Source organism: Paraburkholderia sp. EG286A (genome assembly GCF_040965375.1).
GTDB lineage: Bacteria > Pseudomonadota > Gammaproteobacteria > Burkholderiales > Burkholderiaceae > Paraburkholderia.
In genome coordinates, this window is record NZ_JBFRCB010000002.1 from 474,894 (window position 1) to 491,112 (window position 16,219).

The window sequence follows — 16,219 nt, forward strand, 5'->3', positions numbered from 1 at the left end:
GTCTCCTCCAGGATGTGTATCTGGACCATGCTGCGGCGCGCAAAGCCGTAACAGTGTAGACCAGCGCGAACGAGGCAGTCGGCTGGATGCACGCGTGGCCGGCGCGGCATCGTGACGCGCGGTGCTCTGGCCCGGCGGTCGCGCCTGTCATGCTTCGTTCACAGGGCGTTGCGATCATCGGGGAGGCACCGGGGCCCGCCGCGAACCTTGACTTTCGCAGGGCCGCCGCCTAAGTTTTTAGATGCCGCAGTGCAACATGATCTGGCTCTTTTCACGTCGCGGTCGCGAGGCGCACGAAACGCGCACGCGGCCGCGAAACTCTTTTGCCGGCCCCGTTGCCCGCCATGCCGCCGCTGTGAGGGCGGCAGAACAGGGGCAGCGGCCAAGGCCCCGCGCGTCATTCGTCGTGAAGGCGCGCGTCCACGGCCCGCGCCGGCCTGGCGCCTGCTTGCCGCGAGGCAAGCCGGCGCTCCCTTAAAGGAGATTCGTCTCGTGGCAGTTCCCACCTCCTCGCCGCTCGTTTCGTCGCCGTTTTCATTTCTGCCCACGCTCGCATCGGGCACGTCTTTCTGGCCCTTTGCGCCTTTCTGGCCCCTCGCGGGCGCAACCGACGAGGAGTCATCGCCCCACACGCCGCTGACCGACGCGGCTTCGGCCGTGTCCTCGGCCGTGAACCAGGCAATCGAAACGGCGCAATCTGCGCCAACGGTCGCATAGCCGCTCTACGACTACCTCTACGACGCGTGGCAGCGCAGCGTGCTGTTCCTCGACGTGCTGCGCGAGCGCGGCAACCAGACCTATGTGCACGAGCAGGCGGGCATGCCGCCGGTGCTCGCGTTCGACTACGAAGTGATCGTCGACGGCCGCGAACTCGACGATCCGTGCAACTACGCACTCCTGCGCATCAAGCCCGAAGAGGGCGTGCCGACCGATCCGCGCATGCGCCCCTTCGTCGTGATCGATCCGCGCGCGGGCCACGGCCCCGGCATTGCCGGCTTCAAGATGGACAGCGAAGTGGGCATCGCGCTGCGCAAGGGCCACCCGTGCTATTTCGTGACGTTCTTCCCGCTGCCTTGCGAAACGCAGACGATCCAGTCGGTCGCGCAGGCCGAAGCCGTCTTCATTCAACGCGTGCGCGAGTTGCATCCCGACGCGGACGGCCTGCCGTTCATCATCGGCAACTGCCAGGGCGGCTGGGCCGCGGCGCTGCTCGCGGCTTCCGCGCCCGGGCTGGTCGGCCCGCTCATGCTCGCGGGCTCGCCGCTGTCGTACTGGGCCGGCGTGCGCGGCAAGAACCCCATGCGCTATTCGGGCGGCATGCTGGGCGGCTCGTGGATGTCCTCGCTCGCAGCGGACCTGGGCGACGGCCGCTTCGACGGCGCGTATCTGGTGCAGAACTTCGAGTACCTCAATCCGGCCAACACGTACTGGGGCAAGCTCTACAACCTCTATTCGAGGGTCGATTCCGAGCGCGAGCGCTTCCTCGAATTCGAGCGCTGGTGGGGCGGCCATTTCCAGCTGAACCGCGCCGAGATCGACTGGATCGTGCAGAACCTGTTCGTGGGCAACCACCTCACGCGCAACGAGGTGTTCGCGAAGAATGCGCGCTCGCCGGTGGACCTGCGCAACATCCGCACGCCGATCATCGTGCTCGCCTCGTGGGGCGACAACATCACGCCGCCGCAGCAGGCGCTCAACTGGATTCCCGACCTCTATGCGAGCGTCGACGAGATCGTCGCCAACGAGCAGGTGATCGTGTACTGCCTGCACGACAAGGTGGGGCATCTTGGCATCTTCGTTTCGGCGAGCGTGGCCAATAAGGAGCACACCGAACTATTCTCGGCGCTCGACCTGATCGACGTGCTGCCGCCGGGCCTCTACGAAGCGAAGATCACCGACTCGACGCCGGAAGCAGGCCGCCTCGAAGCACTCGAAGGGCGCTACGAGATCCGCTTCGAGCTGCGCACCATCGAAGATATTCTCGCGCTCGACGACGGCCGCGACGACGAGCAGCCCTTCGAGGTGGTGCGCCGTCTCGCGGAGAACAACCAGCGCCTGTATGACCTGTTCGTCTCGCCGTTCGTGCGGGCGTCGAGCAATGCGTACAGCGCGCATGCGCTGCGCGAGTCGCATCCGTCGCGCGTGGAGCGCAGCGTGCTGAGCGACGCAAATCCGACGCTGGGCGTGCTGCCCGCCATGGCGGAGGCGGTGCGCGCGCAACGCAAGCCGGCCGCGCCCGACAATCCGTTCACGCTGCTCGAAAAGCAGGCGTCGGCGACCATCGAGGCAACGCTGGATGCGTATCGCGACGCCCGCGACGCGTGGGTCGAGAGCACCTTCTACAACGTGTACACCGCGCCGTGGGTGCAGGCTTGTGTGGGCGTGGCGCCGAACCAGCCGCTCGAGCCCATCGCGCCGCCGCTCATGGCGCTGCGCAAGGAGCTGGCACAGTACCGCCTGCGCGCGGCGCGCGCGCATCTCGCGAAGGGCACGCTCGTCGACGCGTTCATGCGCATCGCCGCTTACATCGTCGACGAAATGCATACCGTGCAGTACCGGCCGTTCCAGCGCATGCGCGAACTCGCGCGCGAGTATCTCGGCGATCGCCAGCCGAGCATCGCCGAGCTGAAGGAATCGGCGCGCCGCCAGGGCGCGATCGTCCAGCTCGATCCGCAGGCCGCGATCGACGCGTTGCCCGAGATCGTGCCCGACATGAAGACGCGCCGCGCGCTGCTCGCGGCGGTGTATCGCATCGCGACCGTGTCCGGGCCGCTCGAAGGCGAGCGGCGCGAGCGCTATCGCCACGTGCAGCGCGCGCTCGGCGTCGAGCCGGGCAGCGAGAAGACGGGACTGCCGCCGCTCGATGGCGGCGGGTCGTCGTCGGAAGGCGGCGGTGCTTCGGGCGCTGGCGGCGGCACGGCTGGCGACGGCGGTTCCGAACAGGGCGTCAAGGCATCCTCTGCCGCAGAAGCCGCAGAAGCCGCAGAAGCCGCAGAAGCCGCAGAAGCCGCAGAAGCCGCAGAAGCCGCAGAAGCCGCAGAAGCCGCAGAAGCCGCAGAAGCCGCAGAAGCCGCAGAAGCCGCACAAGCTGCGGAACCAGAAGCTGAAGCCCCGGCGGCTCCCGCGAAGTCCTCCCGCGCGAAGGCTGCCGTTGCGGGCGAGCACGCCGCGCCCGCGAAACCCATGCGTGCGGCGCGCGCCGGCGTGAAGGTGAAGAGCGCGGAGCCGGCCGAAGCGAAGAAGGCGCCGGCTGCCGCCAAGACGGCGGCGCGCCGCTCGCGCGCGGCATCGACGCCCACCTCCACGCGGGCCGCGGGCACGACGGCCACGCGCCGTCGCGCGACGCGCAGCGCAGGCGAGTAACGAAGCCCGTTCCCGTGTCACCCCGCACGCGCCGCATCCCCACCGATGCGGCGCGTCGCTTTGAGCTAGCCACACCGGCAGCCAGATCGGCAACTGCATCCGCGGCCATCACCGGCCGTCTTCCACTGCGAGGTCAGCCATGCATACTCCTCCCGAACGGCCGCTTGCCGGCATGCGCGCACTCGTCACCGGCGTGGCGAACGCCGATTCGATCGCCTACGGCTGCGCCCGCGCGTTCGCCGACCTCGGTGCGCAGCTCGCCATCACCTACCTCAACGACAAGGCCAAGCCCTACGTCGAACCGCTCGCCAACGAACTGGGCGCGCAATTGCTGCTGCCATTGAACGTCGAGGAAGACGGCCAGCTCGACGCCGTGTTCGATGCCGTGCGCGAAACGTGGGGATCGCTCGACATCGTGTTGCACTCCATCGCCTATGCCCCGAAAGAGGATCTGCAGGGCGGCCTGCTCGATTCGTCGGCGCAGGGTTTCGCGTATGCGATGGACGTGTCGTGCCACTCGTTCATCCGCATGGCGAAGCGCGCCGTGCCGCTCATGCCGCACGGCGGCACGCTCTTCGCGATGAGCTACGACGGCGCGAACCGCGTCGTGCCCAGCTACAACCTGATGGGTCCGGTGAAAGCGGCGCTCGAAGCGTCGTGCCGCTATCTCGCGTACGAACTCGGACCGATCGGCATCCGCGTGCACGCGATCTCGCCTGGGCCGCTCAAGACGCGCGCGGCCTCGGGGCTGCCCGACTTCGACCGCATGCTCGCCGAGGCCGTGGAGCGCGCGCCGCTCGGCGAACTCGTCGACATCATGGACGTGGGCTACGCCACCGCGTATCTCGCCACGCGCTACGCCCGCCGCATGAGCGGCAACACCGTGTATATCGACGGTGGCGCGCACATCATGGCTTAGCACGAAAGCCGCAAAGCAAAGCTCGCATCGGTATAAGCCGTGCGCCCCGGCTCGCTAGAATCGAGCGTTCGGTCTGCTTACGAAAATCATGCAGGCAGGCCGAAGCGCCTTTCAACGACAGACGGGGATCACCATGGCAGGGTTGGGACGCACGGCGCGCTGGTTCGGCGCGGGCATCATCGCATTGAGCGCCGCGGCGGCGCATGCAGAAACGTCGCTGCTGAACGTCTCATACGACGTGACGCGCGAGTTGTACAAGGACATCAACGCGAGCTTCATCGCCGACTACCAGAAGAAGACCGGCGAGGCCCTGGCGATCAAGCAGTCGCACGGCGCGTCGAGCGCGCAGGCGCTCTCGGTGCTGCAAGGCCTGCAAGCCGATGTCGTGACGATGAACCAGCCCAACGACATCGACCTGCTCGCGCAGCAGGGTCATCTCGTGCCGGCCAACTGGCGCACGCGCCTGCCCGACGCGAGCGCGCCGTACACGACGACGATGGTGTTCCTCGTGCGCAAGGGCAACCCCAAACACATCAAGGACTGGGACGATCTCGCCAAGCCTGGCGTACAGGTCGTGATCGCCAACCCGAAGACGTCGGGCAACGGACGCTATGCGTATCTGGCCGCGTGGGGCTACCGCAAGCAGCAGGGCGCAAGCGACGCCCAGGCGCTCGACTTCGAACGCGCGCTGCTGAAGAACGTGCCGGTGCTGGACGCGGGTGGCCGGGGCGCCACGACGACCTTCACGCAGCGCGGCATCGGCGACGTGCTCGTGACCTTCGAAAACGAAGTGGCGCTCATCGATACGGGCGTGGGGGCGAAGGACTTCGAAGCCGTCTATCCCTCGGTGAGCCTGCTGGCGGAGCCGCCGGTGACGATCGTCGACAAGGTCGTGGACAAGCGCGGCACGCGCAAGAGCGCGCAGGCGTATCTCGACTATCTGTATTCACCCGCCGCGCAGGAGATCATCGCACAGCACCATCTGCGTCCGCGCGATGCCGCGGTGCTCGCGAAGCACGCAAGCGAGTTCAAACCGATCAAGACCTTCACGGTCGAGCAGGTGTTCGGCAGCTGGCAAAACGCGCAGGCGACGCATTTCGCCGATGGCGGCACGTTCGATCAGATCGTCGCGAACCGCAATTGATCCGGGCGGCACGTAAGGACAGCGCATAAAACAAAAGCGCCTCGCGATTGGCGAGGCGCTCTGCCTTTCGGGCGATGGGTTTAGTACCAGCCGCGACGGCCATGCCATTCGTTGCGGCCGTACCAGCGGTGGCCGTCCCAGTAGCGGTCGCCGTGCCAGCCGACCACGACAGCCGGCGCGTAGGCCACGCGCACGGGCGGCGCGACGTAGACCGGGCGCGGCGCGACATAAACAGGCTGCGGCGCGACATACACCGGTGCGGGAGCCACATAAACCGGAGCGGGCACGCCGACGTTCAGGCCGACCACCACACCGGCCATCGCGGTTTGCGAGGCGGCCAGGACGAGCGCTCCAGCACCCAGCGCGGCAAAGAGTTTGGTTTTCATTTTGAGCCCCTTCGGTTGAAGATTCGATGGCTTCAATGTAGCCAGGCGCTCGCCGGCTTGAGTTACCAAACTGCAACAAACTGCGCGCGAATTTTACGGGCGGTAATGGGAGGAAAGGGCGCTCGCCCGCCTGTGGCGGCCTTCCCGCATGTTTGGCGCAGGCGACCCTGTTTCATTTCGTGATCGTGAGGGCAGGCCTGTAAACGAACGGCGCGCCGGGCGCGGAAGCCCGGCGCGGTTCCAGCCGTTACTGCACCGCGACGCTCGCGAAGTTCTGGCGTCCGAACGGGCTCACCTGATAGCCGCTCACGGTTGTGCGCGTGATGGCGGAGGCGGTCGGGTAGCCGAGCGGAATCCACAGCGCCTGGTCGTGGATGATCTGCTGGGCGGCTTCGTAGAGCTTCACGCGCTTCGCCTGGTCGGCGGTGGCCTTGCCTTCGGCGATCAGCTTGTCGAGCTGCGGATCGCAAAAGCGCGCGAAGTTGATGCCCGACTGCACCGCATTGCAGCTGAAGAGCGGCGAGAGATAGTTGTCGGGGTCGCCGTTGTCGCCGGCCCAGCCCATGAAGAGCGTGTCGTGCTGGCCCTGCTTTGCCTGCTTGATCAGCTCGCCCCACTCGATCACCTTGATCTCCGCCTTCACGCCGATCTTCGCGAAATCGGCCTGCAGAAGCTCCGCACCCGCGCGCGGGTTCGGGTTCAGCACGCTGCCGTTCGGACGTACCCAGATCGTCGTCGCGAAGCCGTTGGCGAAGCCCGCGTCGGCGAGCAGCTGCTTCGCCTTCGCCGGGTCATACGGATACGGCTGGATCGACTTGTCGTAGCCCCAGGTGATGGGCGGCCAGGGGTTGGTCGCGGGCGTGGCGGTGTTGTCGAAAATCGCCTTCAGGTACGTCGTGCGGTCGAACGCCATGTTCAGCGCCTGGCGCACCTTCTGGTTGTCGAGCGGCTTCTTCTGCGTGTTGAGCGCGACGAACGCCGTCATGAACGCGGGCGTCTCCACCACCTTGAGCGACTTGTCGTCCTTCGCCGAGGCCACGTCCTGGGGCTTGGGCGAGAGCGCGATCTGGCATTCGCCGGCCTTCACCTTCTGCGCGCGCACGGCGGCGTCGGGCGTGATCGCGTAGATCAGGCGGTCCACCTTCGGCTTCGGCCCCCAGTAGGTCGGGTTCACGTCGTAGCGGATCACCGCGTCCTTCGTGTAGCTCTTGAGCACGAACGGGCCCGTGCCCACCGGCTTCGCGTTGAGGTCGACCTGCTTGCCGGCCTTGAGCAGCTGGTCGGCGTACTCGGCGGAATAGATCGACGCGAAGCCCATCGTGAGGATCGAGAGGAAGGTGGCGTTCGGCTCGTTGAGCTCGAACTTCACCGTGTTCGCGTCGACCTTCGTGACCGCCTTCACGAGCTTCACGAGGCCCATCGACTGCGCGTGCGGGAAGCCGCTCGCGCCGGCCACCTTGTGCCACGGATTGTTCGCGTCGAGCATGCGCTCGAACGTGAAGACCACGTCGTCGGCGTTGAGCGCGCGCGTGGGCTTGAACCATTCGGTGGTCTGGAACGCCACGTCGGGCCGCAGATGGAACGTATAGGTCAGGCCGTCGGCGCTCACTTCCCACTTGTCCGCGAGTGCGGGCACGACCTTCTTCTGCGCTTCGTCATAGGCCACGAGCGAATTGAAGATGACGTCGGCGGATGCGTTGGTCGTGACGAGCGAGTTGAACTGCACGACGTCGAAGCCGTCGGGACTCGACTCGGTGCAGACCGTCAGCGGTTTGGCGAGCGCGGGCGTGGCCGCGAACGCGGCGCCAAGCGCGGTCGCGAGCACGAGGGCAGGCGCAAGCGTGCGCGCGGAGGGCGAGGTGAAGCGCATGAGATCTCCGTGGTTCTTCGGTGGCGGGCGGCGCCCCGTTTTGTTCGATTCAGGAGAGGCGAGAAGGCTCGGAAGGGCGCCCGGACGAGCCAAGCTTATCGAAGGGAAATTGCCGAGACAACAATTTAATCCACATACCCATATGGCATGGGGGCGCCGTGCGGCGAGCCGCAGCGGCTCAGTGGCTCGCCGTGCGTGGCTTGCGCGGCGCCTTTTCGAACACGCGGTCGTAGACCCAGCGCGGCAGCGCGCGCAGCATCGTGGCGGCCACGCGCATCGGCCAGGGGAACACCGCGAACGACGTGCCGCGCGCGATCGCTTGCGCGGTCTTCGCGGCGAACTGGTCCGCGTCCATCAGGAAGGGCATGCGGTAGGGGTTCTTCGCCGTCATCGGCGTGCGGATGTAGCCGGGCGCGATGGTGACCACGGGCACGCCGAACGGACGCATTTCCACGCGCAGCGCTTCGAGATAGGCGAGCGCCGCGGCCTTCGAGGCGCTGTAGGCGCCCGAGCCCGGCAGCCCGCGCACGCCGGCCACGCTCGCGATGCCCACGAGCGTGCCGCGTCTGGCCTGCGCCATGGCCGAGGCGAACGGCTCGAAGGTGGCGACCATGCCGAAGTAGTTGGTGTCCATCACGTCGCGGAACGTGGCGAGATCGCCTTCGCCCGTGAGCACGCCGCGGCTTACGCCCGCATTGGCGATCACGATGTCGGGCATACCGAACTGGGCGATGAAGTCGCGCGCGGCGGCGGCGAGCGCATCGGCGTCGCGCACGTCGGCGGGATAGATGGAGACGGGGTGGCCGGGGTGGGACTGCCGGAAGCCGGCAAGGGCCTCGCCGCGGCGCGCGACGAGCCCGAGGATGGCGCCCTGCCGCGCGTATTCGGCAGCGAGCGCGGCGCCAATGCCGCTCGACGCGCCGGTGATGAAGACCTTCAGTGGCGCGTCTTGCATGGCGCGGTTCCTCACATCTTCTTCGCGCGGATCTGCGAGATGATGTAGTCCATCACCTGGGCCGTGCCCGGCAGTGCCTTGTCTTCCGGACCCTGGACCATGGCCGGGCCGGTCTCGTACTTGCCCTGGATCGCGATGGTCGGCACGCCGTCGATCTTGTAGGCATCGAGCAGGGCCTTGTCGCGCTGCAGCGCGCTCTGCGTCGAGAACGAGTTGTACGCTTCCATGTACTTCTTCGCATCCACGCCCTGCGTGGCGAGGAACTTCGCCTGGTCTTCCGGCGTGAGCAGGTAGTTCTTGTTCACGTGGATTTCGTGGAACACGACCGGCGTGAGCTTCTGGGCGAGGCCGAGCGCGTCGAGCGCGTAGTACATCTTCGAGTGCGGGATGAAATCGTCACGGAACGCCACCGGCACGCGCTTGAACACGACGTCCGGGCCCTGCTTCTTGATCCACGCCTCGAGATACGGGTCGAACGCGTTGCAGTGCGGGCAGCCGTACCAGAAGAACTCGATCACTTCGATCTTGCCTGCGGGCACGTCGAGCGCCTGGGGTGCCTTCAGGACCGTGTAGTCCTTGCCGGCCACGGGTGCCGCGGCCGAGGCGTGGGCCACACCGGCGATCAGCGAAAGCGAGAGAAAAAGCGTACCGAGAAGTCGTTTCATGGCGTTGGAATCCACTGTTCTTGGACCGGCGGCGGCCGGTTGTCTGCCGCAGGACGCCGTTGGCGCGAACCAGGCGCGTGCGGGTGCGGCGGGGGTATTGCTTGTTGATGGACGCCGCGCCGCGCGCCGCGGCCAGGCCTCACGCGAACGCCGCGCTGCTGCGGCTTCGGCTGGCGGGCGCGCGGTGCGCGGCGCGGACGGCGATTACTGCTTCGTGAAGCGGATGACGGCCGTATCGATACCGGCGTCGGACAGGCGCTGACGCGTCGAGTTCATATCGTCGAACTTCGTGAACGGCCCGATGCGCACGCGGTAGTAGGTCACGCCGCCGGCGTCGCGCTGCGTCACCTTCGACTCGAAGCCCTGGAACGCGAGGCGCGCACGCTGCTGCTCGGCGTCGCCCGACGTCTTGTACGCGCCCACCTGCAGGAAATAGCCGGTGTTGGCGTCGCCCGGTACGGGCGCGGCGCTGCCCGGCTTGGCGCCCGGGGGCGTCGGCACCGCGTTGGCGGGCTTCTGCGGCTGGTTGTTCGCGAGGATCTGCGCCGGGTTGTTCGTCGAGTTGCTGGCCGACTGCGGCTTCTTCGCGATCGCCGTGCCGCTCGTGACGTTTTCACCCGTCGACGGCTGCGGCGCGACGGCCACGCCGTTGTTGGCGGCGTTGTTGTTCGAACCCGAGGGCGGCACTTCCACGATCTGCGGCTCTTCGAGCATGCCCGAGGACTGCGACTGGTTCGTGGTCTGGCCCGGCGCCGTGTTGGGCGGCGTGCTTTGCGCGGCTTGCGGCACCGGCTGGCCCGGCGACTTGCCCTGCAGCGCGCGGTTCGGGTCGACCTGCTCGTTGTTCTGGCCGACGTCGGAAGCGGCCGGCGGCGCGACCTTCGAGACGAACGGCGTGGGCGCGCGCGTGATGTACAGCGCCACCACCACCGCGATCGCAAGGCCGACGATCAGGCCCAGCACGATGCCGAGAAAGGTTCCCCCGGACTGCTTCGACTGCTGTTTTGTAGTGCGGCGCGGTTTTGCCATCGTCTGAATCACCTGCAAACAAGAGAATCCTGGAATGGCCGTCCGCGCGAGGCGGCGGCCCCAAACAAGCTGCTGCGCGCGGGTCTCGCGCGTCTCGTTACATGCGCTCCGGCGCGGACACGCCGATCACGGCGAGGCCGTTCGCGAGCACCCGGCGCGTGGCCGCGAGGAGGGCGACGCGGGCGTCGCGTTCGGCGACGTCATCGACGAGAACGCGTTCGGCATTGTAGAACGAGTGAAACTCAGCGGCGAGTTCGCGCAGGTAGAACGCCACCGCGTGCGGCGCGAGTTCGCTGGCCGCATGCGTGAGCATGTCGGGGAATTCACCGAGTTTCGCGATGAGCGCGAGCGCGCGCTCGCTCGCAAGCGGCGCGAGATCGACCTTGGGCAGCGCGGCCGGATCGCCGCCGAACTTGCCCTGCCAGTCGCCGAGAATCGACGAGATACGCGCATGCGCGTACTGCACGTAGTACACCGGGTTCTCGTCGTTTTCCTTCAGCGCGAGGTCGATGTCGAACACGAATTCGGTGTCGGCCTTGCGCGAGATGAGGAAAAAGCGCACGGCGTCGCGGCCGCGGCGGATGGTCGCCTCGTCGAGCAGGTCGGGCGAGACTTCGCTGCCCGGATTCGCGCCGCCCGACCATTCGATCAGGTCGCGCACCGTCACGTAGCTGCCCGCGCGCTTGGAGATCTTCACCTCCTGGCCGTCACGCATCACCGTGACCATCTTGTGCAGCACGTAGTCGGGATAGCCCTTCGGAATGCCGATGCCGAGCGCCTGCAGGCCCGCGCGCACGCGCGCGATGGTGCCGTGGTGATCGGAGCCCTGGATGTTGATGACCTTCGTGAAGCCGCGCTCCCACTTGGTGACGTGGTAGGCCACGTCCGGCAGGAAGTAGGTGTAGGTGCCGTCGGACTTGCGCATCACGCGGTCCTTGTCGTCGCCGTAGTCGGTGGTCTTGAGCCACAGCGCGCCTTCCTGCTCGTAGGTCTGGCCCGAAGCGACCAGCGCCTCGACGGTCTTCTCGACGCGGCCTTCGGTGTACAGCGACGACTCGAGGTAGTAGCGGTCGAACTTCACGCCGAACGCCTGCAGGTCGAGGTCCTGCTCGTGGCGCAGATAGGCCACGGCGAAGCGGCGGATCGCTTCGAGGTTCTCGGGGTCCTTCTCGCCCGTGACGGGCTCGCCGTCCTTGGCCGCGACCGTTTCGCCCGCGAGGTAGTCGCGCGCGATGTCGGCGATGTATTCGCCGTTGTAGGCCGCTTCCGGCCATTCCGCGTCGCCGGGCTTGAAGCCGCGCGCGCGTGCCTGGGTGGAGACGGCGAGGTTGCCGATCTGCACGCCCGCGTCGTTGTAGTAGAACTCGCGGTGCACGTCATAGCCCTGCGAGTCGAGCACGTTCGAGATGGCGTCGCCGAGTGCGGCCTGGCGGCCGTGGCCCACGTGCAACGGGCCCGTGGGGTTGGCCGAGACGAACTCGACGAGCACGCGCTTGCCGGCTTCGCGCTGCGAGCGGCCGAATGCCTCGCCCTGCTCGAACACGGCGCCGATCACGGCACGTTTGGCGCTGGCGGTCAGACGCAGGTTGATGAAGCCGGGGCCGGCCACTTCGGCCGCCTCGACGAGGCCTGCGGCCTCGGGCTGGGCGAGCACGGCGTCGACGATCTGCTGGGCGAGCTGGCGCGGATTCGCGCGCATGGGCTTGGCGAGCTGCATCGCGACGTTGCAGGCGACGTCGCCGTGGGCGGCGACCTTGGGGCGCTCGAGCGTGATCGCGGGCACGACGAATGCGGCTTCGCTCGCGCCTTCGGTGGCCTTCGCCACCTGGGCTACGGCTTGCGCGAGCAGGGTCTCCAGGGTGTGTTTCTGTGCGGGCAGCATGCTGGTTGCAAGTCCTGTGCGGGTAATGGGATGCGGGGCCGGCGCCTGGGGGCGTAACCGGGGGCATGGCCCCTGGCTTGCCGGCGCTGACCGCCAAATACGGTGAGGGCGCCAGCCTCGCGGCGGGCCACCTGCCATGCGCCAATGCACGGGGAGCCTCGTTGCGGCAGGCGGCGTGGCGGCGTACCTGACGCCAGAACGTCCGGGCGCCGCACCCTGCGGGTAATTCCGTCCTGACGGATTTTAGCAGGTGCTAATATGTGAAATGAGGTAGCGCGACAGGGACCGCCTTGGCCCATCTGGCTTCGCAGGCCGGAACGTCACGCGCAAATCCAAAAAATCATAAAGGGAACAGACATGCTGGTTACTTTTAAATGCCACGCGGCGCCTGACGTCACGATGCTGGAGAACCTCGCACAGTACCTTCTCGGCATCATCGGCAAGCGGCTTGGCCCGCGCGGCGTGATTACCCACGACGAACTCGATACCGCCATCACCAAGCTCGAAGCGGCCATCGCCACGGACAAGAAAGAGCGCCACGAGCAGGAAGGCCACTTTCACGAAGGCGAGGATGACCACATGCATCACGAACTGCCGGTCGGCCTCGCGCAGCGCGCCTTTCCGTTCCTCGATATGCTGCGCGCCGCGAAGAAGGAAGACAACGACGTTTTGTGGGGCATTTGAGGTCCGTGTTTGACGTCCTTGCGTGACGTGACTGGGCGGCGAGCGCGGTGTCGCGCCTGGCTGCCCGCCAATTCGACGTTCCAAAAGCAAAGAGCCCGCAATGTTGCGGGCTCTTTGCTTTTGTTCACCTTCGGCTCGCCTTACTGGCTGGCGGCCGCCGGTTCGGCAGCGGAAGCCTCCGGCTTCATCTTCTTTTTCTTCGGCTTCTTCACATGCTTTTCGGTGGGCGCCGAATAAGACGTCGCCGGGCTTGCCTGCTCCGGCGCGGCCGGCTGGGCGAACGACGGCTGCGCAAGCGCCGCGACGCCGAAGGCGGTCAACATCAACATCAGCTTCTTCATACGATTTCTCCGTCGAGGTTGCTTCGATTTTGCGTTTTAAGGATTTGCTGATGATCGAGCCGGCGCGGCGTTGCCGCATGGGGCCGGGTGTCATGCAGGTGATACCGGGTCTTGCCGGGCCATCTTACAAAGCCGAAAAATCGCGCGCGCGTAATCTTCACCTTGCCGGATGGCGTATGTCGGGCGGCGACAACAGGGGGTAGCGCGACGGGAGAAAGCGCGCCGCCCGCGGCGGCGCGCCGCGCGGCTTAGAGCTGCGGCGCGAGTGCGCGGCGGGCGTCTTCGTCGGAGAGCGACATACGCTTTGCATAGTCGGCGAGCTGGTCCTGGCCGATCTTGCCCACCGAGAAATAGGTGCTGTCCGGGTGTGCGAGATAGAAGCCCGACACGCTCGCGGCCGGCAGCATGGCGAGCGATTCCGTCACGCTCATGCCCACCTCGCCCGCCTGCAGGAAGTCGAACATGTCGCGCTTCACGAGGTGATCCGGGCAGGCCGGGTAGCCGGGCGCGGGGCGAATGCCCGCGTACTTTTCGGCGATCAGCGCGTCGTTGTCGAGCGTTTCGCTGGCCGCATAGCCCCACAGGTCGCGGCGCACGCGTGCGTGCAACGCTTCGGCGAACGCTTCCGCGAAGCGGTCCGCGAGCGCCTTGAGCATGATCGCGCTGTAGTCGTCGTGGTCCTTCTCGAACTGCGCTTCCTTCACGTCCACGCCAATGCCCGCGGTCACCGCGAACATGCCGATATAGTCCGCCACGCCCGAGTCCTTCGGCGCGATGAAGTCGGCGAGCGAGCGGTTCGGACGCATCACGCCGTCCACCACCGGGCGCACCGACTGCTGGCGCAGGTTGCGCCACGTGAGCGCGACTTCGCTGCGCGACTCGTCGGTGTAGATCTCGATGTCGTCGTCGTTCACCGTGTTCGCGGGCAGCAGCGCGATCACGCCGTTGGCCTGCAGCCAGCGGCCCTGAATCAGGCGCGAAAGCATCGACTTCGCGTCGGAAAACACGCGGCGCGCCGACTCGCCGACGATCTCGTCGTTGAGGATCTGCGGATAGGGACCGGCGAGATCCCACGTCTGGAAGAACGGACCCCAGTCGATGTAATGCGCGAGCTCGTTCAAGTCGAAATTCTTGAACACGCGGCGGCCGATGAACTTCGGCTTCACGGGCTGGAAGTTCGCCCAGTCGATCTTCGTCTTGTTCGCGCGCGCTTCTTCGAGCGTCACGAGCGGCGTGGCCTTCTTGTTGGCGTGCTGGTCGCGAATGCGCTCGTAGTCGGCCTTGAGTTCGTCGAGGTACTTCGCTGCGCCTTCATCGGAAAGCAGGCTCGACGCGACCGACACCGAACGCGACGCGTCCGGCACGTACACGACCGGACCTTCATAGTGCGGCGCGATCTTCACGGCCGTATGCACACGCGAGGTGGTCGCGCCGCCGATCAAGAGCGGAATCTTCTTGATGCGGAAGTAGTCGTCGCGCTGCATTTCGCTCGCAACGTACGCCATTTCCTCGAGCGACGGCGTAATGAGCCCCGAGAGGCCGACGATATCCGCGCCTTCGACCTTGGCCTTCGCGAGGATCTCGTTGCACGGGACCATCACGCCCATGTTGACCACTTCGAAGTTATTGCACTGGAGCACCACCGAGACGATGTTCTTGCCGATGTCGTGCACGTCGCCCTTCACGGTCGCGATGACGATCTTGCCCTTCGCGCGCACGTCGGCGCCCGATTCGGCGAGCAGGCGCTTTTCTTCCTCGATGAACGGAATCAGGTGCGCCACGGCCTGCTTCATCACGCGCGCCGATTTCACGACCTGCGGCAGGAACATCTTGCCCTGGCCGAACAGGTCGCCGACGATGTTCATGCCGTCCATGAGCGGGCCTTCGATCACGTTGATCGGGCGCCCGCCGCCGCCCATGATCTTCTCGCGCGCTTCTTCGGTGTCCTCGACAATGAAGTTCGTGATGCCGTGCACGAGTGCATGCGCAAGACGCTTTTCCACGGCCTGGTTGCGCCACTCGAGGTTCTCTTCCTTCTTCGCGGCGCCGGTCTTGAACTTGTCGGCGATTTCGAGCAGACGGTCGGTGCCGTCGGCGCGGCGGTTGAGCACCACGTCTTCCACGCGCTCGCGCAGTTCGGCGTCGAGGTCGGCGTACACGCCGAGCTGGCCCGCGTTGACGATGCCCATGTCCATGCCCGCCTGAATGGCGTGGTAGAGGAACACGGTGTGGATCGCCTCGCGCACCGGGTCATTGCCGCGGAACGAGAACGACACGTTCGACACGCCGCCGCTGATCTTCGCGTAGGGCAGGTTCTGCTTGATCCAGCGCGTGGCGTTGATGAAGTCCACCGCGTAGTTGTTGTGCTCCTCGATGCCCGTGGCCACCGCGAAGATGTTCGGGTCGAAGATGATGTCCTCGGGCGGGAAGCCGACTTCGTTCACGAGGATGTCGTAGGAGCGCTTGCAGATCTCGGTCTTGCGCGCGAACGTGTCGGCCTGGCCCTGCTCGTCGAACGCCATCACCACGCTCGCCGCGCCGTAGCGGCGAATCAGCTTCGCGTGATGCACGAACTGCTCCTTGCCTTCCTTGAGCGAGATCGAGTTGACGATGGCCTTGCCCTGCACACACTGCAGGCCCGCCTCGATCACGTCCCACTTCGACGAGTCGATCATGATCGGCACGCGCGCGATGTCGGGCTCGGAGGCGATCAGGTTCATGAAGCGCACCATCGCCGCCTTCGAGTCGAGCATGGCTTCGTCCATGTTGACGTCGATGACCTGCGCGCCGTTTTCGACCTGCTGGCGCGCCACCGCGAGTGCCTCGTCGAACTGGCCGTTGAGAATCATCCGCGCGAAGGCCTTCGAGCCGGTCACGTTGGTGCGCTCGCCCACGTTGATGAACAGCGTGCCTTCCGTCACGTTGAAGGGTTCGAGGCCGGAAAGGCGCAGGGTATGGTCAGTCATGGCGTGGGACCGGAT

General features: G+C 66.4%; 12 protein-coding genes and 1 pseudogene. 5 read left to right on the forward strand and 8 right to left on the reverse strand.

From position 1 onward, the window contains the following. The first annotated feature begins 492 nt into the window (after nt 1-492). From AB4Y35_RS08850 to AB4Y35_RS08865, 4 genes and pseudogenes are all read left to right on the forward strand, one after another. Complete coding sequence (locus AB4Y35_RS08850) at nt 493-717, forward strand: hypothetical protein (RefSeq protein WP_368704139.1); 225 nt, start codon at nt 493-495, stop codon at nt 715-717. A 33-nt stretch (nt 718-750) separates the two neighbouring features. After that, nucleotides 751-3,363 (forward strand): annotated as a pseudogene (locus tag AB4Y35_RS08855) (DUF3141 domain-containing protein); the annotation flags it as partial. Nucleotides 3,364-3,502: 139 nt separating this feature from the next. Next, nucleotides 3,503-4,282, forward strand: a complete 780-nt coding sequence (gene fabI / locus AB4Y35_RS08860) for an enoyl-ACP reductase FabI (protein ID WP_133185379.1) — start codon at nt 3,503-3,505, stop codon at nt 4,280-4,282. A 133-nt stretch (nt 4,283-4,415) separates the two neighbouring features. After that, nucleotides 4,416-5,426 carry a sulfate ABC transporter substrate-binding protein gene (locus tag AB4Y35_RS08865; protein WP_368704140.1) on the forward strand — a complete coding sequence of 337 codons (1,011 nt, stop codon included), beginning with the start codon at nt 4,416-4,418 and terminating at the stop codon, nt 5,424-5,426. Between the two features lie 80 nt (nt 5,427-5,506). Here AB4Y35_RS08865 and AB4Y35_RS08870 read toward each other — a convergent pair whose 3' ends face one another. The 6 genes from AB4Y35_RS08870 to argS form a co-directional block, all read right to left on the reverse strand. After that, nucleotides 5,507-5,812: a hypothetical protein gene (locus AB4Y35_RS08870; protein ID WP_368698449.1), complete on the reverse strand. Its 306-nt coding sequence runs from the start codon at nt 5,810-5,812 to the stop codon at nt 5,507-5,509. 247 nt (nt 5,813-6,059) lie between these two features. Then, complete coding sequence (locus AB4Y35_RS08875; protein ID WP_368704141.1) at nt 6,060-7,682, reverse strand: ABC transporter substrate-binding protein; 1,623 nt, start codon at nt 7,680-7,682, stop codon at nt 6,060-6,062. Nucleotides 7,683-7,860: 178 nt separating this feature from the next. After that, complete coding sequence (locus AB4Y35_RS08880; RefSeq protein ID WP_368704142.1) at nt 7,861-8,637, reverse strand: SDR family oxidoreductase; 777 nt, start codon at nt 8,635-8,637, stop codon at nt 7,861-7,863. An 11-nt stretch (nt 8,638-8,648) separates the two neighbouring features. After that, on the reverse strand, nt 8,649-9,302 hold the full coding sequence (locus AB4Y35_RS08885; RefSeq protein ID WP_254314667.1) for a thiol:disulfide interchange protein DsbA/DsbL: 654 nt from the start codon (nt 9,300-9,302) through the stop codon (nt 8,649-8,651). A 204-nt stretch (nt 9,303-9,506) separates the two neighbouring features. Continuing rightward, on the reverse strand, nt 9,507-10,349 hold the full coding sequence (locus tag AB4Y35_RS08890; protein WP_368704143.1) for an SPOR domain-containing protein: 843 nt from the start codon (nt 10,347-10,349) through the stop codon (nt 9,507-9,509). A 79-nt stretch (nt 10,350-10,428) separates the two neighbouring features. Then, nucleotides 10,429-12,213: an arginine--tRNA ligase gene (argS, locus tag AB4Y35_RS08895; RefSeq protein WP_368704144.1), complete on the reverse strand. Its 1,785-nt coding sequence runs from the start codon at nt 12,211-12,213 to the stop codon at nt 10,429-10,431. 357 nt (nt 12,214-12,570) lie between these two features. Here argS and AB4Y35_RS08900 point away from each other — a divergent pair, with 357 nt between their 5' ends. Continuing rightward, nucleotides 12,571-12,897: a DUF1840 domain-containing protein gene (locus AB4Y35_RS08900; RefSeq protein ID WP_368689353.1), complete on the forward strand. Its 327-nt coding sequence runs from the start codon at nt 12,571-12,573 to the stop codon at nt 12,895-12,897. A gap of 140 nt (nt 12,898-13,037) precedes the next feature. On the opposite strand, the gene AB4Y35_RS08905 is transcribed toward AB4Y35_RS08900, so the two are convergent. Both AB4Y35_RS08905 and metH read right to left on the reverse strand, forming a co-directional pair. Beyond that, on the reverse strand, nt 13,038-13,238 hold the full coding sequence (locus AB4Y35_RS08905; protein WP_342919521.1) for an acid-shock protein: 201 nt from the start codon (nt 13,236-13,238) through the stop codon (nt 13,038-13,040). Between the two features lie 248 nt (nt 13,239-13,486). After that, nucleotides 13,487-16,204: a methionine synthase gene (gene metH / locus AB4Y35_RS08910; protein ID WP_368704145.1), complete on the reverse strand. Its 2,718-nt coding sequence runs from the start codon at nt 16,202-16,204 to the stop codon at nt 13,487-13,489. Between the last annotated feature and the right edge of the window lie 15 nt (nt 16,205-16,219).